18 protein-coding genes are annotated in these 19688 nt (G+C 52.5%); 7 read left to right on the top strand and 11 right to left on the bottom strand.

Annotated elements, in window-relative coordinates:
* Position 1 precedes the first annotated feature (1 nt).
* The 5 genes from sirB1 to hemA are packed head-to-tail and all read right to left on the bottom strand — an operon-like array spanning position 2 to position 4416.
* A complete protein-coding gene (gene sirB1, locus OGX97_RS09450; protein WP_003020775.1) occupies positions 2-811 on the bottom strand; it encodes an invasion regulator SirB1 in 810 nt (269 codons plus the stop codon).
* Between the two features lie 2 nt (positions 812-813).
* The gene (gene sirB2, locus OGX97_RS09455; RefSeq protein WP_125362582.1) at positions 814-1206 is read right to left on the bottom strand and encodes an invasion regulator SirB2; all 393 of its coding nucleotides are present in this window, start codon (positions 1204-1206) and stop codon (positions 814-816) included.
* Entirely contained in the window at positions 1203-2036 is an 834-nt protein-coding gene (prmC, locus tag OGX97_RS09460) for a peptide chain release factor N(5)-glutamine methyltransferase (protein ID WP_235127397.1), read from the bottom strand. Before prmC ends, sirB2 begins: the two co-directional genes overlap by 4 nt.
* Entirely contained in the window at positions 2036-3118 is a 1083-nt protein-coding gene (gene prfA, locus OGX97_RS09465) for a peptide chain release factor 1 (RefSeq protein WP_003020786.1), read from the bottom strand. Before prfA ends, prmC begins: the two co-directional genes overlap by 1 nt.
* Positions 3119-3159: 41 nt before the next feature.
* Complete coding sequence (hemA, locus tag OGX97_RS09470) at positions 3160-4416, bottom strand: glutamyl-tRNA reductase (RefSeq protein WP_003833420.1); 1257 nt, start codon at positions 4414-4416, stop codon at positions 3160-3162.
* Positions 4417-4627: 211 nt separating this feature from the next.
* On the opposite strand from hemA, the gene lolB reads away from it, so the two are divergent.
* From lolB to dauA, 4 genes are all read left to right on the top strand, one after another.
* Positions 4628-5251, top strand: coding sequence for a lipoprotein insertase outer membrane protein LolB (lolB, locus tag OGX97_RS09475; RefSeq protein WP_279850652.1), 624 nt, complete (start codon positions 4628-4630; stop codon positions 5249-5251).
* Entirely contained in the window at positions 5248-6099 is an 852-nt protein-coding gene (ispE, locus tag OGX97_RS09480; protein WP_032943712.1) for a 4-(cytidine 5'-diphospho)-2-C-methyl-D-erythritol kinase, read from the top strand. The genes lolB and ispE overlap by 4 nt, the downstream gene beginning before the upstream one ends.
* 269 nt (positions 6100-6368) lie before the next feature.
* A complete protein-coding gene (prs, locus tag OGX97_RS09485; RefSeq protein WP_001518537.1) occupies positions 6369-7316 on the top strand; it encodes a ribose-phosphate diphosphokinase in 948 nt (315 codons plus the stop codon).
* Between the two features lie 124 nt (positions 7317-7440).
* Positions 7441-9123 carry a C4-dicarboxylic acid transporter DauA gene (gene dauA, locus OGX97_RS09490; protein ID WP_008784981.1) on the top strand — a complete coding sequence of 561 codons (1683 nt, stop codon included), beginning with the start codon at positions 7441-7443 and terminating at the stop codon, positions 9121-9123.
* Positions 9124-9220: 97 nt separating this feature from the next.
* Here the strand turns inward: dauA and OGX97_RS09495 are convergent, their stop codons facing one another.
* The gene (locus tag OGX97_RS09495; protein WP_424953284.1) at positions 9221-10684 is read right to left on the bottom strand and encodes a pyridoxal phosphate-dependent decarboxylase family protein; all 1464 of its coding nucleotides are present in this window, start codon (positions 10682-10684) and stop codon (positions 9221-9223) included.
* A 15-nt stretch (positions 10685-10699) separates the two neighbouring features.
* A complete protein-coding gene (locus OGX97_RS09500) occupies positions 10700-12085 on the bottom strand; it encodes a diaminobutyrate--2-oxoglutarate transaminase (protein WP_008784983.1) in 1386 nt (461 codons plus the stop codon).
* Positions 12086-12693: 608 nt separating this feature from the next.
* On the opposite strand from OGX97_RS09500, the gene lysC reads away from it, so the two are divergent.
* Entirely contained in the window at positions 12694-14055 is a 1362-nt protein-coding gene (lysC, locus tag OGX97_RS09505) for a lysine-sensitive aspartokinase 3 (protein ID WP_048224056.1), read from the top strand.
* Between the two features lie 126 nt (positions 14056-14181).
* Here the strand turns inward: lysC and ychH are convergent, their stop codons facing one another.
* Entirely contained in the window at positions 14182-14463 is a 282-nt protein-coding gene (gene ychH, locus OGX97_RS09510) for a stress-induced protein YchH (protein WP_003833480.1), read from the bottom strand.
* 274 nt (positions 14464-14737) lie between these two features.
* On the opposite strand from ychH, the gene pth reads away from it, so the two are divergent.
* Positions 14738-15322, top strand: a complete 585-nt coding sequence (gene pth, locus OGX97_RS09515; protein ID WP_003020814.1) for an aminoacyl-tRNA hydrolase — start codon at positions 14738-14740, stop codon at positions 15320-15322.
* Between the two features lie 115 nt (positions 15323-15437).
* Positions 15438-16532 carry a redox-regulated ATPase YchF gene (gene ychF / locus OGX97_RS09520; RefSeq protein ID WP_003020818.1) on the top strand — a complete coding sequence of 365 codons (1095 nt, stop codon included), beginning with the start codon at positions 15438-15440 and terminating at the stop codon, positions 16530-16532.
* Positions 16533-16699: 167 nt separating this feature from the next.
* Here the strand turns inward: ychF and OGX97_RS09525 are convergent, their stop codons facing one another.
* From OGX97_RS09525 to OGX97_RS09535, 3 genes are read right to left on the bottom strand one after another with little or no spacing between them, the layout of a single operon-like run.
* Positions 16700-16966 carry a YkgJ family cysteine cluster protein gene (locus OGX97_RS09525; protein WP_128612290.1) on the bottom strand — a complete coding sequence of 89 codons (267 nt, stop codon included), beginning with the start codon at positions 16964-16966 and terminating at the stop codon, positions 16700-16702.
* Positions 16963-18534, bottom strand: coding sequence for a cobalamin adenosyltransferase (locus tag OGX97_RS09530; RefSeq protein WP_279850654.1), 1572 nt, complete (start codon positions 18532-18534; stop codon positions 16963-16965). Before OGX97_RS09530 ends, OGX97_RS09525 begins: the two co-directional genes overlap by 4 nt.
* Before the next feature lie 46 nt (positions 18535-18580).
* Positions 18581-19678, bottom strand: a complete 1098-nt coding sequence (locus tag OGX97_RS09535; protein WP_048216231.1) for a hypothetical protein — start codon at positions 19676-19678, stop codon at positions 18581-18583.
* Positions 19679-19688: the final 10 nt, after the last annotated feature.

The raw sequence follows: 19688 nt of genomic DNA on the forward strand, positions 1-19688 counted from the left end.
ATCAATGCAATACAATTTGCTTGTGCGAAATAGTATTAATCTGCGCACGAATCATTTCGCTGATCGGGTCTTCCGGACACTGTTCAACGAAATAACTTAAATCGGTCAGCGCAACATGTTCACACTCCAGCTGCGCGTAAATTAATCCACGATCGCGTATTTCATACGGATCTTCAGGATTAAACTGTAATAGTGCTTCGCTGGCACGCAGCGCCAGCTCCATTTGCCGCTCTTCCATCAGCGATGATTTCAGCGTGTCGAGCAGCTTACGAATTACTTCTGCATTATCCGCCTCATCCAGGTCTTCGTTAAACAGCTCCGCGACCGGGCTGATATTCCCCTTCAGCCACACTTCCAACGTGTGCTCATTTAACGTTTCGCCATTGAACGGATTGATTAGCCACATTTCGCCATCGAGCGATTCAATACGCAGGATGAGTTGTGTCGGGAAAATCACCGGCACCAGTGGCAGCTCCAGTCGGTTGGCAATCCACAATAAGATCGCACCCAGGGATACGGCGCTGCCCTGACGATTTTTCAGTACCTGATCAAGCCATAGTGCATCAGAAAGACGATAGACGCCGTGGGTATCCGTAAACCCCCATTCGCCGTAAAAAAGTGCCAGCAGTTTTTCCAGTTGCTCATCCTGAGACAGGAGCTGGCTAATTTCTTCTTGCGCCAGACTGACCAGACGTTCCAGTTCGTCATAGACAGTTTGTGTTGGAAAATCCAGACGGATAGACTCCGACGCCAGGATCATCCCATCACACAATGGCGCTTTATTAAATTCGAAATCAGCTAACGACCTCATGCTTACCCCAGTAACGGTATTTTTGTGGTGGCGAGTTTAATGATGATGTACAGCACCACCAACGCCAGCGGAAAAGCGATTAATCGCGCCTGCTGACTGCGCGCCCGACGATAATCGAGCGCAATAAAACCCAAAACGATGTAAATGATAACCCCAAACAGCTTTTCAGTCAGCCATGTCCCGTGCTCAGTGAATGGCAGGATGTGCGCTTTAACCATTAACGCTACGCCGCTGAGTAATAAAACGGTATCGACAACCGGCGGCACGATGCGCGTCCAGCGCGCGCAGACAAGGCGCGAGTCGGTGTAACGCCACCAAAATCGCAGCGTCAGCAAACCAACCGAAAGCGCAATGCTGATGAGATGGACGTTGAGTAACACACCGAAGATACTCATGATGGGATGCGTCCAAGCGTAATTCGCTCGTTGCCGCCATAGTCACGACAGGTTTCAACCGCCAGGTAACCCGCACGAGTAAAGGCATCACGGACGGCCTCGCCCTGCTGCCAACCATGTTCCAGCAACAGATAGCCGCCGGGCGTTAACACGCACTGAGACTGGTCAATGATATGCACGATGTCCGCCAGCCCCTGATCGCCCGCCACCAGCGCCGACAGCGGTTCAAAGCGAACGTCGCCTTGCGCCAGGTGCGGATCCTGTTCGTCGATATACGGCGGATTGCTGACAATCAAGTCAAACTGCTGTCCCTGCAATGCGCTAAACCAGTTACTTTGCAGCACGCAAACATTGTCGATGCCCAGTTGCTGCTTGTTGCGAATGGCCAGTGCCACGGCATCAGGCATGCGGTCTACGGCAGTCACTGCACAATCCGGACGCTCGGTTGCCAGCGCCAACGCAATGGCACCCGTGCCGGTTCCCAAATCAAGAATACGACACGCTGAGGCCGGCAGGCGAGCCAGCGCCTGCTCCACCAGACACTCGGTATCCGGACGCGGAATAAGCGTGGCTGGAGACACAAACAGCGGCAACGACCAGAACTCGCGCACACCGGTTAAGTGTGCCACCGGCTCTCCCCGCTGACGCCGCTCCAGTAGCGTATCAAGCTGTTGACGCTGCGCCTCGGTTAACTCCGTTTCGCCGAAAGCCAGAATAAAGGTGCGCCCTTTGCCAGTAACGAACTCGAGTAAAATCTCGGCGTCACGGCGCGGGCTTTCGCTTGCCTGTAATTGGCTAATCGCCTCACGCAGCCAGTGCTGATAATCCATTAATCCTGCTCGGACAACGCCGCCAGTTGGTCGGCCTGGTATTCCTGGACAATCGGCTCAATGAGCATATCCAGTTTGCCTTCCATCGCTTCATCCAGACGGTAGAGCGTCAGGTTAATGCGGTGATCGGTCACACGACCCTGCGGGAAGTTATAGGTACGGTTACGATCGCTGCGATCGCCACTGCCCAACAGGTTGCGACGCTCAGAGGCTTCCGCCTGTTGACGTCTTGCCACTTCGGCCGCACGAATTCGCGCCCCCAGCACCGACATCGCTTTGGCTTTGTTTTTATGCTGTGAACGTTCGTCCTGGCATTCCACTACGATACCGGTCGGTAAGTGGGTAATACGGATTGCGGAGTCGGTGGTGTTAACGTGCTGACCGCCCGCGCCTGATGAACGGAAGGTGTCAATACGCAGATCGGCCGGGTTGATGTCCGGCAGTTCGGCATCCGGCAGTTCCGGCATAACCGCGACCGTACAGGCAGAGGTATGAATACGCCCCTGCGATTCCGTCGCAGGTACGCGCTGCACGCGATGGCCGCCAGACTCAAACTTCAGTCGCCCGTAAACGCCTTCGCCGCTAATCTTGGCAATGACTTCTTTAAACCCGCCATGCTCGCCTTCGCTGGCGCTCATGATCTCAACCCGCCAGCGACGCGATTCAGCGTAACGGCTGTACATGCGGAACAGATCGCCGGCAAACAGCGCCGCTTCATCACCACCAGTTCCCGCGCGCACTTCGAGGAAGGCGTTACGTTCGTCATCGGGATCTTTAGGTAATAGCAGGACCTGCAGATGCTGTTCCAGCTGCTCACATTTCTCTTTTGCTTCGCGCAGTTCATCCTGCGCCATTTCACGCATTTCAGGATCGTCGAGCATCATCTGAGCCGTCTCGATATCTTCCTGAACCTGTTGCCAGTCCGTAAAACAGCGAGATACATCGCTTAATTGCGCATATTCGCGCGACAGCGCACGAAAGCGATCCTGGTCTGCGATAGTACCCGCATCACCGAGCAGCGCCTGAACTTCTTCATGGCGTTCATGCAGGGCTTCCAGTTTGGCAACGATAGAAGGCTTCATAGGCGTAAATGCACCCTGTAAAAAATAAGATTGGTGTGCTGCTACTCCAGCCCGAGGCTGTCGCGCAGAATATTCAGGCGTTCACTATCCCCGTCACGGGCGGCCTGTTGAAGTGATTTGGTTGGTGCATGAATCAGGCGATTGGTCAGTTTCCAGGCCAGATCCTGCATAATGGCTTGCGCATCACCGCCCTGTTGAAGAGCGGCCAACGCTTTGGCGGTCAGTTCATCACGGATCTGTTCTGACTGACTGCGATACTCGCGGATAGTGTCGCTTGCGCCCTGGGCGCGTAGCCAGGCCATAAACTCGCTGGCTTCCTGCTCCACTATCGTTTCGGCTTCCACCGCCGCCGCTTTGCGCTGGGCCAGGTTATGCGAAATGATGCTTTGCAGGTCATCAACACTGTACAGATAGGCGTTAGACAATTTACCCACTTCCGGCTCGACATCGCGCGGTACGGCGATATCCACCAGCAACATAGGCTGATTGCGGCGGTTTTTAAGCGCACGTTCCACCATTCCTTTGCCGATAATCGGCAGCGGACTGGCGGTAGAACTGATAATGATATCGGCATCCTGTAAACGCGCGTCTATATCACTCAGTGAAATCACCTCGGCGCCGACTTCATCCGCCAGCACCTGCGCACGCTCGCGAGTGCGGTTGGCGATGATCATCTTCTTCACTTTGTGCTCGCGCAGATGTCGCGCAACCAGCTCAATGGTTTCGCCCGCACCGACTAACAGCACGGTTACCGTGGAGAGCGATTCAAATATCTGCCGCGCCAGGGTACAGGCGGCAAACGCCACCGACACGGCGCTGGCGCCGATGTCAGTTTCTGTACGTACACGTTTTGCGACAGAGAATGATTTCTGGAACATGCGTTCCAGCGCACTGGCGTTCAGGTGACCTTTTTGCGAATCCGCAAACGCTTTTTTCACCTGCCCCAGAATTTGCGGTTCACCGAGCACCAGTGAATCCAGACCGCTGGCAACACGCATCAAATGACTGACCGCGTCGTTGTCCTGGTGCCAGTACAAGCTGTTGCGCAGATCTTCTTCATTGAGGTTATGGTATTCACACAGCCAACGAACCAGCGCTTCTTGCAGGTTATCCTGCTCTTCAACGCTGAGATACAGCTCCGTGCGGTTACACGTCGACAGCACTACCCCGCCCTGCACCATTGGCTGCGCGAGCAGGCTGTCCAGCGCCTGATCGAGCGTATCCGGCGAAAACGTTACGCGTTCTCGCAGCGATACAGGTGCCGTTTTATGGTTAATACCAAGCGCTAAAAGGGTCATGTGTGCGGGAATAGTACCAGCGTTGATAAGGTTAGACTGGGTGCATCATACAGGATGCGTGCGGTCAATAAAAGAGACTGACCCCTTTTGGAGTAATAGCTTAGTGCACAAATTTAAGCGATTTAAGATAACTTGAACGTAGACGATGTCTGATGGCGGCGCTAGCATTAAGAGTTATAACTGCAACGTATCTCAAGGATTTGTCATCATTATGACCCTGCCTGATTTTCGCCTGATTCGCCTGCTGCCGCTGGCGGTCCTGGTTCTTACTGCCTGTACGCTCAACGCGCCTAAAGGTCCCGGTAAAAGCCCCGATTCTCCGCAGTGGCGCCAGCACCAACAGGAAGTTCGCGCCCTGAACCAGTATCAGACGCGTGGTGCGTTTGCCTATATTTCCGATCAACAGAAAGTGTATGCTCGCTTTTTCTGGCAGCAAACCGGTCAGGATCGCTATCGTCTCCTGCTGACCAACCCACTGGGCAGCACGGAACTGGAACTTAATGCGCAGCCTGGCAACGTCGAACTGGTCGATAACAAAGGCAAGCATTACACCGCCGACGACGCTGAAGAGATGATCGGCAAACTGACCGGCATGCCTATCCCATTAAACAGCCTGCGCCAGTGGATCCTTGGACTGCCTGGTGACGCCACCGATTATAAGCTCGACGACCAATATCGTCTGAGTGAAGTGAACTACAGCAAAGACGGTAAAAACTGGAAAGTGGTCTATAGCGCCTACGACAGCAAAACCCAGCCAGCGATGCCAGCAAACATGGAGCTGTCCGACGGCTCCCAGCGTATTAAGCTGAAAATGGATAACTGGATTGTGAAATGATGACCCATTGGCCCTCTCCGGCAAAACTGAATTTGTTTTTATACATCACCGGACAGCGTGCGGACGGTTACCACACGCTGCAGACCTTATTTCAGTTTCTTGATTATGGCGACACGATAGATATTGCACCGCGTAGCGACGGCGAAATTCACCTGTTAACCCCAGTGGAAGGCGTTGCGCATGAAGACAATCTGATCGTCCGTGCGGCACGTTTGCTGATGAAAGCGGCATCTGAAAGCAATCGCCTTCCCAAAGGGAGCGGTGCGGACATCAGTATCGACAAACGCCTGCCGATGGGCGGCGGTCTTGGCGGAGGTTCGTCTAATGCGGCAACCGTTCTGGTGGCGCTGAACCATCTCTGGCAGTGCGGACTTTCAGTTGATGAACTGGCGGCACTCGGCTTAACGCTGGGGGCGGATGTTCCCGTATTCGTGCGCGGCCATGCGGCTTTTGCCGAAGGCGTAGGCGAAATTCTGACGCCGGTCGAGCCTGAGGAAAAGTGGTATCTGGTTGCTCATCCGGGAGTCAGTATTCCGACACCGGTGATTTTTAACGATCCCGACCTCCCGCGCAACACGCCAAAAAGGTCAATAAAAACGTTACTAAAATGTGAATTCGGCAATGATTGCGAGGTTATCGCAAGAAAACGTTTTCGCGAGGTTGATGCGGCGCTTTCCTGGCTGTTAGAATACGCGCCGTCGCGCCTGACTGGTACAGGGGCTTGTGTCTTTGCTGAATTTGACACTGAGTCTCGTGCTCGCCAGGTGCTTGAGCAAGCCCCGGAATGGCTCAAAGGCTTTGTGGCGAAAGGCGTCAACCTCTCCCCATTGCACAGAGCGTTACTCTAAATCCTTCGGATTTCAGGAAGATGGCGAAATGACGAATCGCCAGGTGCATACAACTTCAGTATGTAACTGGTGTGAGGAATTGATGCCAGCGCAAATGAAACGCGAAGGACAACGAGTAAGCCGGGCAAGCTGAGTTGCGGTGACAACGTCACCCTGTTCCAGACGTTGCATCGCGCTCTTTAATACACCGCATGGAGAGGATACTGCCTGGCCCGCACAGTTTTCGGCAGATTCTTTCCACCAATGGACGCATGCCTGAGGTTCTTCTCGTGCCTGATATGAAGCTTTTTGCTGGTAACGCCACCCCGGAACTAGCACAACGTATTGCCAACCGCCTGTACACTTCACTCGGCGACGCCGCTGTAGGTCGCTTTAGCGACGGCGAAGTCAGCGTACAAATTAATGAAAATGTACGCGGTGGTGATATTTTCATCATCCAGTCCACTTGTGCCCCTACTAACGACAACCTGATGGAATTGGTCGTTATGGTTGATGCGCTGCGCCGTGCTTCCGCAGGCCGTATCACCGCCGTTATTCCTTACTTCGGCTATGCACGTCAGGATCGTCGCGTACGTTCCGCTCGTGTACCGATTACCGCTAAAGTCGTCGCTGATTTCCTGTCCAGCGTTGGCGTTGACCGCGTCCTCACCGTTGACCTGCATGCTGAACAGATCCAGGGCTTCTTTGACGTACCGGTTGATAACGTATTCGGTAGCCCGATCCTGTTAGAAGACATGCTGCAGCTGAACCTGGACAACCCGATTGTGGTTTCTCCGGATATCGGTGGCGTCGTGCGTGCCCGCGCTATCGCTAAACTGCTGAACGATACCGACATGGCTATCATCGACAAACGTCGCCCGCGTGCGAACGTTTCTCAGGTGATGCACATTATTGGTGACGTTGCAGGTCGTGACTGTGTTCTGGTTGATGACATGATCGATACCGGCGGTACGCTGTGCAAAGCAGCTGAAGCACTGAAAGAACGTGGTGCTAAACGCGTATTTGCTTACGCCACTCACCCGATCTTCTCAGGTAATGCGGCAAACAACCTGCGCAACTCAGTGATTGATGAAGTCGTTGTCTGTGACACTATTCCACTGACTGACGAAATCAAAGCGCTGCCAAACGTGCGTACATTGACCCTGTCGGGTATGCTGGCCGAAGCGATTCGTCGTATCAGCAACGAAGAATCCATCTCTGCTATGTTCGAGCATTAATCGAGCCCGGCTCAAAAACCCGCTGCGGCGGGTTTTTTTATCTGCAATACTTATTTGTATGACTTATGCCTCCTTCACCTGCCATTTAGTTGACAGATGATGCGCTCATGGATGAAACATTATTGTGAACAGATTATTTTCCTCACATGTGATGCCTTTCCGCGCCCTCATCGACGCTTGTTGGAAAGAAAAATATACTGCCTCTCGCTTTACCCGTGACCTGATCGCCGGGATAACCGTTGGGATCATCGCCATTCCGCTGGCAATGGCCCTGGCAATAGGCAGTGGCGTTGCGCCGCAGTACGGCCTGTATACCTCAGCCGTCGCTGGGATTGTTATCGCCCTTACCGGGGGATCGCGCTTTAGCGTATCTGGCCCAACCGCCGCCTTCGTGGTGATTCTGTATCCAGTGTCGCAACAGTTTGGGCTGGCAGGCCTGCTGGTTGCCACGCTCATGTCCGGGATATTCCTGATCCTTTTCGGTCTCGCTCGTTTTGGCCGCCTGATCGAATATATCCCCGTGTCGGTAACGTTAGGTTTTACATCGGGTATTGGTATCACCATCGGTACCATGCAGATTAAAGATTTTCTTGGCCTGCAGATGGCCCATGTCCCGGAGCACTATCTGCAGAAGGTCGGCGCGCTATTTATGGCCTTGCCGACCATCAACGTTGGCGATGCCGCCATTGGCGTAGTGACGCTGGGGATCCTGATTTTCTGGCCGCGCCTGGGGATCCGACTGCCGGGTCACCTTCCCGCACTGCTGGCAGGCTGCGCGGTAATGGGTATCGTGAACCTGACCGGCGGCCATGTCGCCACCATTGGTTCTCAGTTCCACTACATTCTGGCTGACGGCTCACAGGGTAATGGTATCCCGCAGTTGCTGCCGCAGCTGGTCCTGCCGTGGAATATGCCGGAGTCAAACTTTACCCTGAGCTGGAGCTCGTTACAGGCGCTGTTACCGGCAGCCTTCTCGATGGCGATGCTGGGGGCAATTGAATCTCTGCTGTGCGCCGTCGTACTCGATGGAATGACCGGCACCAAACATAAAGCTAACAGCGAGTTGATTGGCCAGGGGCTGGGTAACATCGTGGCACCATTCTTTGGCGGTATCACCGCCACAGCGGCAATTGCCCGCTCTGCGGCAAACGTCCGCGCCGGGGCGACCTCGCCAATCTCTGCGGTTATCCACGCGATTCTGGTGATCCTTGCCCTGCTGGTACTTGCACCGCTGCTTTCCTGGTTACCGCTTTCCGCCATGGCCGCCCTGCTGCTGATGGTGGCATGGAACATGAGTGAAGCGCATAAAGTCGTGGATTTGCTGCGCCATGCACCGAAAGACGACATCATTGTCATGCTGATGTGTATGTCGCTGACGGTACTGTTCGACATGGTTATTGCCATCAGCGTCGGTATCGTTCTCGCCTCTCTGCTGTTTATGCGTCGTATTGCGCGCATGACTCGCCTGGCGCCGGTCAACGTAGACGTACCGGACGATGTACTGGTGCTGCGCGTTATTGGTCCGCTGTTCTTTGCCGCGGCGGAAGGATTATTTACCGATCTCGAGTCACGTATTGAAGGTAAACGCATCGTAGTCTTGAAGTGGGACGCGGTCCCGGTACTGGATGCCGGTGGTCTGGACGCTTTCCAACGCTTTGTAAAACGTCTGCCGGAAGGTTGTGAATTACGCATCAGTAATCTGGAATTCCAGCCGCTACGTACCATGGCGCGCGCGGGCATTCAGCCGATTGCCGGGCGCCTGACGTTCTTCCCGAATAAAGATGCTGCGCTAGCAGATATCCGCTGACGTGTAGCCCGGCCAGGCGAAACGCCGCCGGATTACAAATGACAGACAAAAAAATGGCTCCCGTACGTGGGAGCCATTTTTATAACAAGCTTATTGCTTACGCGTTCAGCAGTTGCTCAGCCGTTGCCTTCACGCTTGCCAGCAGGACTTTAACATCCTCCAGACATACCGTCGGATTGAGCAGCGTTAGCTTCAGGCAGGTGACACCATCTGCTTCGGTCACGCCGACGTTGGCGCTACCTGAAGCCAGAAGAACGTCGCCAATACGCTGGTTCAGCAGCGCGACAAATGCCACGTCGTCACTTTGCGGGCGGAAGCGGAACAGCACGCTTGCCAGCTGCGGCTCCATCACCAGTTCAAGATGCGGCTGGGTTTTGACAAACTCAGCAACATCACGCGCCAGCGTCACACCGTTATCAATGATCTCGGCATACTGCTTTTTGCCCAGCGCTTCGAGGCCCATCCACAGCTTCAGCGCATCGAAACGACGCGTGGTCTGCAGCGACTTCGATACCAGGTTTGGTACGCCAGCCTCTTCATCGAAATCAGAGTTCAGGTACGCCGCCTGGTAACGCATCAGCTCGTAGTGGCGCGCATCTTTTAACAGGAACGCACCGCAACTGATGGTCTGGAAGAACTGCTTGTGGAAATCCAGCGTCACGGAATCTGCCAGTTCAAGGCCGTTCAGGAAGTCACGGTACTTATCAGAAAGCAGTAACGCCCCGCCCCATGCCGCATCCACGTGCATCCAGATCTGATGTTCTGCAGCCAGCGCTGCAATATCCGCTAACGGATCGATTGCGCCCGCATCGGTAGTACCGGCAGTGGCGACGATTGCCATCACCTGCTCACCGTTGGCTTTCGCCTGGGCCAGCTTGACTTTCAGGTCAGCCAGATCCATGCGTGAAAACGCATCGGTCTTCACCTGGGTGACGGAACGGTAGCCCAGCCCCATCAGCGCCATGTTCTTCTGCACGGAGAAGTGCGCGCTTTCAGAGCAGAACACTTTGATTTTACTCAGATCACCGGTCAGACCATCCTGCTGAATGGAGTGCCCCTGGCGAGCGAAAAAAGCATCACGCGCCAGCATCAGGCCCATCAGGTTACTCTGCGTACCGCCGCTGGTGAATACGCCCGCATCGCCTGCCGGGTATCCAACCTGCTCACGCAACCACTCGATCAGCTTGATCTCAATGATGGTGGCCGACGGGCTCTGGTCCCAGGAGTCCATACTCTGGTTGGTGGCGTTGATCAGCACTTCCGCCGCCTGGCTAATTACCAGGCTCGGGCAGTGCAGATGCGCCACGCACTGCGCATGGTGAACCAACAAGCTGTCTTTGAGAAAGTATTCAACCGCACGCTCAATAGCGGCCTGGTTGCCCAGGCCCTGAGACGTAAAATTCAGGTTGATACGTTCACGCAGTTGCTCAACGGTTTTACCCTGATACATCTCAGGCTGCTTCAACCATTCAACGACCGCTTGCGTACTCTGCTCGATAGCGTCCTGATAAGCTGCAATGCTTTGCGCCGAGCCGGACAGAATCGGGTTTACGTCTGACATTCGATCCAACTCCGTTTAAACCGGCTTCACGCCAGCGCCCAGCAGGGCGTTTTCGAATTTATCGAGGAAGATTTCCAGCTCAGCGTTGGTGATCAGCAGTGACGGCAACAGGCGCAGCACGCAACCATTGCGGCCACCACGCTCCAGAATCAACCCATTTTCGAAGCATTTTTTCTGCAGCAACGCGGACAGCTCGCCATCGGCCGGGTAGCAGCCCATGTGATCCTGCGCTTCGTTCGGCTTCACGATTTCCAGGCCGATCATCAGACCCAGACCGCGCACCTGGCCGATAACCGGGTAGCGTTTCTGCAGGTCAGCCAGTTTGCCTTTCAGCCACTCGCCCTGGGCAGCAACTTTATCGGCAATCTTGTCGTCTTTGAGGATCTTCAGCGTTGTCAGACCGGTCGCCATCGCCAACTGGTTGCCGCGGAAAGTACCAGTGTGGTGGCCCGGAGCCCACGCATCGAACTGCTTTTTAATGCCCAGCACCGCCAGTGGCAGACCGCCGCCAACCGCTTTGGACATCACGATGATATCTGGCTCAATACCGGCATGTTCGAAGGCGAACAGTTTACCGGTACGTGCAAAGCCCGCCTGAACTTCATCGATGATCAGCAGAATGCCATGTTCCTGCGTCACTTTACGAATGCGTTGCAGCCACTCGACCGGAGCCGGATTCACGCCACCTTCACCCTGCACCGCTTCAAGGATCACGGCAGCCGGTTTACGCACGCCGCTTTCAACGTCGTTGATCAGGTTTTCGAAGTAGTAGGTTAATGCTTTAACGCCAGCGTCGCCGCCGATACCCAGCGGGCAACGGTATTGATGCGGATACGGCATAAACTGCACTTCCGCCATCATGTTGCTGACCGCTTCTTTCGGCGACAGGTTGCCGGTCACGGACAGCGCGCCGTGGGTCATCCCGTGGTAGCCACCGGAGAAACTGATGATGCTGGAACGGCCGGTGACTTTCTTCGCCAGCTTCAGCGCCGCTTCAACAGCATCAGCGCCGGACGGACCGGTGAACTGCAGGCAATATTCTTTGCCCTGACCCGGTAATAAAGAAAGTAAATAAGATGAGAATTCATCTTTTAACGGCGTGGTAAGGTCAAGCGTATGTAACGGTAAGCCGCTTGTGATGACACTTTGAATGCTCTGCAGCACTTCAGGATGGTTATGACCAAGCGCCAGGGTTCCGGCACCTGCCAGGCAATCAAGATATTGATTATTTTCTACATCAGTAATCCAGACGCCCTGCGCTTTAGCGATCGCTAATGGCAGTTTACGTGGATAGCTGCGGACATTAGATTCAAACTCAGCCTGTCTTGCTAAAAAGGTATCATTGCTCTGTGGTAATGAATTAGCACTTAAAGTATCAATACGGACTTTATCCGTCATCATATCACTCCTACAACCAGGTGTAGATAAACGCCTGATTGAATAAATGGTTATAAGGATTACCTGTAAAAAAGCGCGGCTAATATATGTTGTTTTAGCTTAGGACTCAATCATTTATTTTTCGGCATTGAAAATAACAACTTTTCCCTTTAAATTCAAAGCGTAACAACTATTTACCATTACTAAATCCTAAAGAAATATATCTATTTAATTAACAATGTTGTAGCTAATTGCAACGCAGACAATCTAATAAAAACCATGGAATTTTCGTGTTTTTATTATTTTTTTACACGTTTTTACCATTAATGATGCTCGCGATATCTTGTGATGCCATGATTTTTCACTTATTTGTCGATAAATCGAATAAAAAAGTCGATCCCTAAATATAAATCACTTAGTATGGCGCGCTTATTTGCAGGCTATGTAGATAAAATTAATGCGCAGCACCCGATAACGCGTACAGGCGACACGCGTTATCGACAACAGGTATTCCCTGGGTTGTCAGCAGAAATGTTCGCGGGCGGACATTTCGTAAGGCGAACGTCGTTCCCTTATGCCGAGAATGAAAATTTTCTAGCCATACTTTTATGGCGCCCTGATATGAGATTGTTATGACTCGCATTTATCCACCATCTGTCGTTGCCAAATTTGGCGGCACCAGCGTCGCTGATTTTGATGCGATGAACCGCAGCGCCAGCATTGTCCTTGCTGATCAAGATGTCCGTTTAGTCGTTTTGTCTGCTTCGGCAGGCGTGACAAACTTACTGGTTGAGCTTTCTGAAGGTCTGGAAACACATCAACAATTAGATAAGATTGAGACTTTACGCGCCATCCAATACAACATTATTTCCCGCCTGAAGCAGCCGTCCGTTATCAGCACGGAAATCGATAATCTTCTAAACAATATCCGTCGTCTTGCACAAACGGCGATGGTTTCGCCGTCTGATGCGTTAAGCGATGAATTAGTCAGCCATGGCGAGCTGATGTCCTCGCTACTGTTTACTGAAGTCTTACGTGAACGGCATGCTGAGGCCGGGTGGTTTGACGCCCGTAGCGTGATGCGTACTAACTCGAACTTCGGCTGTGCCGAACCCGAGCTTGGCACACTGCACCACCAGGTGGAGACTCACCTGCGCCCTCGTCTTGAGCAAGCGATTATGGTGACTCAGGGATTTATCGGGCGTGATGCCGCAGGGCACACCACAACGCTTGGACGCGGCGGTAGTGATTACACGGCTACGCTTCTCGGTGAGGCGCTTCACGCCACACGCGTTGACATCTGGACCGACGTCGCAGGGATCTACACCACCGACCCACGCATTGCGCCGCGGGCCAAACGAATCGACCATATCTCATTTTCCGAGGCCAGCGATATGGCCGCCTACGGTGCGAAGGTCCTCCACCCGGCGACACTGCTCCCGGCAATGCGTAAAAGCATTCCGGTCTTTGTTGGCTCAAGTAAGGATACTGCCGCCGGAGGTACGCTGGTGCACAACACCACCGATAATCCACCTCGCTATCGCGCGCTCGCCGTGCGTCGTAAACAGACGCTGTTGCGGTTACACAGTCTGGAGAAGCAACCTTCCTGTTCTTTCCTGGCGCAGTCCTTCGCCATTTTAGCTCGCCATGCGGTCACGGTGGATTTGGTTACAACCTCAGAGAATAGTATTGCGCTTGCGCTGGACGCCACTCATGCAACCTCAGGTGAAGACCATGTGCTGACCACCGCATTGTTTACCGCCTTGTCCTCCCACTGTCGTGTGGAAGTGGAAACCGGGCTGGCGCTGGTCACTTTGGTGGGGAATCAACTCACACAGGCTGCGGGAGTTTGCAAAGACGTTTTTGCCTGGCTTGAAGAGCATACGGTACGAATGATTTGCCATGGGGCGTCAAACGACAACCTGAGTATTCTGTTGCCGGCTGACAATGCAGACAGCGCGATCAAAGCGTTACATTATCGGTTATTCGAATAACGCTTCTTTGTAGTATGCCACCAAGGGTAGAAGTCGTTTAATCCAGTACTGACGAACAAGCAGAGCCCTGGTTTTTAAACCAGGACTTTGTGTTCAAACAACTGCACTCCGAGTTGGGAGAGCTATTTAGTTATGCCGGTGATTGGTATCACCGCGACGGCAGCGTTTGTCATAGTGGCGCACCCACCAGTAACGATCGCTGATTTGTTCGTGCCCCCCCACTCTGGCACCCGCCAACCAGAGGACACCACCAACAAAAATACTGAGCACGGCACCATGTGCGAAAAACTGTGGCAGATTAAATTGCGGCAGTTGGTTTAAAATAGAGTAACCAACACCACCCACCATCACCACCAACCCTAAAGCCATGAGCACGTTACCGAGTAACGAAGCGTTTTTGCGTTTCATGTGTCACCTCCGGAACTTTGGGTTGTTACAGGGAATACCCCTAATCCTTATGTGTAAAGTATAGACAACACTGCCGTTCGCAAGTGCGGGAGCGATCACAATTACAAACACTCATGCAACAAAACTTTACAAATAAGCTACTGAACATACTCATTTTCTAATAGTCCATTTGTGCAATTATTCAGCTTTTGGCGATAAGCACGCAGTTTTTTGTCAACAGCAGCGTCAGACAGTAAACTACACGTCGTTTATCGAAACACTCAGGACAAAACACGTGGCGATTAAATTGATTGTCGGCCTGGCAAACCCCGGCGCAGAGTATGCGGCAACGCGACACAATGCAGGCGCATGGTATGTCGATCTGCTGGCAGAAAGATTACGCGCTCCCCTGCGCGATGAGCCGAAATTCTTCGGCTACACCTCCAGAGTTACGCTTGAAGGTGAAGACGTCCGTCTGCTGGTGCCAACCACATTTATGAATCTGAGCGGCAAGGCTGTCGGTGCGATGGCCAGTTTTTATCGTATTAACCCCGATGAAATTTTGGTCGCACACGATGAGTTAGACCTGCCCCCTGGCGTGGCCAAATTTAAGCTTGGCGGCGGTCATGGCGGACATAATGGCCTGAAAGACATCATTAGTAAGTTAGGTAATAACCCCAACTTTCATCGTTTACGCGTTGGAATTGGCCATCCGGGCGATAAAAACAAAGTTGTCGGATTTGTTTTAGGCAAACCGCCTGTTTCAGAACAGAAGTTAATTGATGAAGCAATTGACGAAGCGGCACGTTGTACCGAGATATTGTTCAAAGACGGCCTGACCAAAGCGACGAGCCGGTTACACACCTTTAAAGCGCAATAAGCAGCGATGTGCGGCATTTTTCTCGCGTGCTGTGTATAATAGGCAAAGTTATTTACATTTCTACAATCTGTTTTCCATAACAGGTTGAATATCAAAAGATTAAGGTGATTTAAACATGGGATTCAAATGCGGTATCGTCGGTTTGCCAAACGTAGGCAAATCCACCCTGTTCAACGCGCTCACAAAAGCGGGTATTGAAGCGGCAAACTTCCCGTTCTGTACTATCGAGCCGAACACCGGTGTTGTCCCGATGCCCGATCCGCGTCTGGATCAGCTGGCCGAAATCGTCAAACCGCAGCGTATCCTGCCAACAACGATGGAATTCGTCGACATCGCCGGTCTGGTAAAAGGCGCGTCCAAAGGTGAAGGTCTGGGTAACCAATTCCTGACCAACATCCGTGAAACCGAAGCTATCGGCCACGTGGTGCGTTGCTTTGAAAACGACAACATCATCCACGTTAATAACAAAGTGGATCCGGCTGATGACATTGAAGTTATCAATACCGAGCTGGCGTTGTCCGACCTCGACACCTGTGAGCGCGCTATCCATCGCGTGCAGAAGAAGGCCAAAGGCGGCGACAAAGACGCTAAAGCAGAACTGGCTGCGCTGGAAAAATGCCTGCCACAGCTGGAAAACGCTGGCATGCTGCGCGCGCTGAAAACGCTGACTGACGAAGACAAAGCGGCTATCAAATACCTGAGTTTCCTGACGCTGAAGCCAACAATGTACATCGCCAACGTCAACGAAGACGGTTTTGAAAATAACCCGTACCTCGATAAAGTGCGCGAAATCGCGGCTGCCGAAGGTTCTGTTGTGGTTGCCGTTTGCGCAGCCGTTGAAGCTGACATCGCAGAACTCGATGATGCTGACCGTGAAGAATTCATGGCTGAAATGGGTCTGGAAGAGCCGGGCCTGAACCGCGTTATCCGTGCTGGCTACGAATTGCTGAACCTGCAGACCTACTTCACCGCTGGCGTGAAAGAAGTCCGTGCATGGACCATTCCTGTCGGTGCCACGGCTCCGCAGGCAGCCGGTAAAATCCATACCGACTTCGAGAAAGGCTTTATCCGCGCACAAACCATCGCGTTTGAAGATTTCATCACCTATAAAGGTGAGCAAGGTGCGAAAGAAGCTGGGAAAATGCGTGCCGAAGGTAAGGACTATATCGTCAAAGATGGCGATATCATGAACTTCCTGTTCAACGTCTAAATAAAATCTGCTGTCTCATGAGGTTTCGCTGAATCTCATAAGAATCACAAAAAGCTATAAAATCCACGCAATTGCGTGGATTTTTGTTTTCACAGCATCTCATCTCGTCACAGCACCGTCAAAAATGAGTACATATTGACGCTGACCCCTTCGTGAAGCACACCGCCCTACAGTTTCTCCAGAATTAAACACGCTTCACGATTAAGCATAATGAACTCCTGCCAGCTATATTGCTGTTGGTAGTTAAGCTGATACTGCTTTTCTACCTGGCAAATAAGCGGACGTGTTTCATAAATCGCGCACAGCTTTGTCTCCATCTGATAGTGACGACAAATGCCGTCACCGCGATCAAGAAATTGCGTTTCACTGGCGCGATCGACGTGGCGACAACAAGCGCCACACTGGTTACAGGGAAACGCGGGCGTGAGCGTCATAGCTTACTTAACCAGCTACGTACAGAGCGGGTATTCCCTGCTTCAAACGGTAGCGCAATATTTCGGCGCTCAACCTCTGCACGCAGCAACAAACCACGCTCAATTTCACTGTTCACCGCGTTAAGATGCAGCGAGAAACGCGATAACGCTGACGTATCAATAGCAAACTCTAACGCCGAAAGCTCCAGTAGATAACGATCGAGTTCAGCATTCACCTGTTGATAATACTCTAGTGCTTTCTGATACTTATCTTTAAACGTATCCAGAAACGCCCAGACCTTTTTCATCAATGCGCTGTGTTCCAGGAAGTAGTTCATTACCAGCGTCAGAATACCTGTCGCCAGCGCACCGCAGAAAGCGGCCAGTTCCGGACCAAAAGGAAAGACGAGCATCTTGGCTAAAGCTTCGTTAACCACCACACCAGCAGCCACGGCCACACCCGCAGCCACCAGCTTGCTTACCGCTTTAGCGAGCTGCCCCGGCGCTAACCCTTCAGGGTTAAAGACCATAACTTTAAAGGCCTGTACCAAATTGTTCCACATCTCACGAATCAGGCGCACCATCATCTTCTTAGTCGTAAAGAAGATATTGAACAGCGTCGTTGTAATGCTGGAGAGCACGCCACCGATGGCACCGTCTTTAAAGGACGTCAGGAAAGTGCTGAATTTACCCTGCACTCGCTGCCAGACTGCGCGTAATGCCTCCCCCGCATCTTGCAGGAAGTCTCCGGCATCGAATGAATGACGATGCTTCTCAATCATCACGGGAATACGCTCGCGGAACTCAAACCAGGTCTCTGCCAGAATCAGCCCCAACATCTGCCGCGTTCCCATGCGAAACGCATTGTTCATTGTGGCGGTGGCAACATTCTTCGCAAACTTACTGCTGGTGTAATATTCCTGATTGATCGTACTGTTGTATTTTGCCCGCGCCTTTTTGTCGGCCTCTTTCATCCGTTCAAAATCGGCGGCGGCTTTATTTTCCAGCTTATTCAGCTGTTTTTGCTCTTGCTCGGAAAGCGTTGCCTGGCTGCGTAAACGGGCAATTTCCTGCGTGGTCACAGCATGCTGTTCTTGTAGCGTTTGCACGAAGGCATCCATCGTTTTCGCCTTCTTCGCCTTATTCAGCGACTCATTCGTGAAGGTCAGATTTGATGAATCATTAGCCAGATCGGCACCATCGCATTCGGCAAGGATACGCCCTGGATCGTTGTGAATTTCATGGGCGGCAATAATATGGTCGAGGTTCTTTTTATCATTAGCCGCAAATTTCTCACCGGTGTAGGTATCGGTCAACGTACCGGCCTCGTGCGCCTTTTTTCCCGCCCGGTTGGTGGCAATGTAGTTTTCGTGGCTATGGTAATGATGAGAATCATACCCTTCACGAAGCTCGTACCGTTGACGCTCGGCGTCGGTGGCATACACTCCCTCGCGAGCGTTATGAATGGTATTCACATCGCCGCCGTGTTTATCCTCCAGCAAGAGAAAATCCAACCCAAAAGAGGTGGTCAGACTCTTAACCACCGTCTGATGTAACTCTTCACCCCAGTCAAACCTGGCTGTGTTCATTGTGCTCGCCCATAGCAATGCCGGGCAGATTCGCCCGGCGCGTCGATTAAATACGAGAAGAAAATGCGTCAAACTCAGAAGCAGAAACCGCCAGTTTTTCGTCCAGAATCTCTTTGTTCAGCAGGTTCATACCGTTGCTGTCGGTCTGCAGTTGGATCACGCCATCTTCGATAACGGCTTCACCGTTTTCCTGCGTCACCGGCTTGAACAGCGGCGTGGTGATCACGTCGGTCATGATGGCGGCTAATTCATAACCATGGTCGATAATCGCCATGATCTCTTCCGACTCACTAATCTCGGTGGTTATATTCTTCTCATGACGTTCAACAATGATGGCATGCATCGCTTTCAGCGGTTCAAAGTAGTGTTGAACAAAGACGCTATGCATACGGGTTATTGATTCATAAATGCTATTTACATACTGCTGCACCTTCGTCAGCTGCGCTTCAGCCGCATTCATTTTTTCCACCGCAGCTGTCACTTCACGGGAGCTTTGATAAGCATTGTTAAGCGCCTTTTCGGCATGGCTATCGTAAGCCCAGCCTGCGATAGCAATCAACGGAGCCACTACCGCGCCGCCAAGTACCATCGCACCGCCCGCCATTCCCCAGCCGCCTGCGGCCAGAGAACCGCCGCCGATAGCCGCCATTGTGGCGTTATACGCCGCCGCACCAGACAGGGCGGCAATCGGCGTACCGGTAGACGCTGCGGCAAACGCCATCACGCCGCTGTACACGGCAAAACCAGCGGCAGCACCGGACACCCCGGCACCGACGACCGTCGTCAGGTATTCCGTGGCGGAAATCGCCAGACTCTGAATTTTATTGATGTTGTGCTGCGGTACCTTCAGACGAAGATCTTTATGTCCATCCTTAGCCATACGCGCCAACAGATCGTCGGCAATCGTTTTAAATTCATTGAAATCTTTACCGATCTTCAGTTCTTTTTCACCCAGCTCGGCCAGTTTTTTCGACGTTGTTTCATTCGCCAGATCAAAGCTCTCTTTATGCTTATCAAAGCGACGCTGCGCGCGATCTAAAACATCGTCGGCTTCTGATTTTTTCTGGTAGCCATCATAAGCTTTTTTGCCACCAAACGCCGTTGCCGCTGCCGCGACGCCCAGAATAATGAAAGGTAATGCCATAAATAAAAAT

It is taken from the genome of Citrobacter sp. Cpo061 (assembly GCF_030332845.1).
Lineage (GTDB): Bacteria > Pseudomonadota > Gammaproteobacteria > Enterobacterales > Enterobacteriaceae > Citrobacter > Citrobacter portucalensis.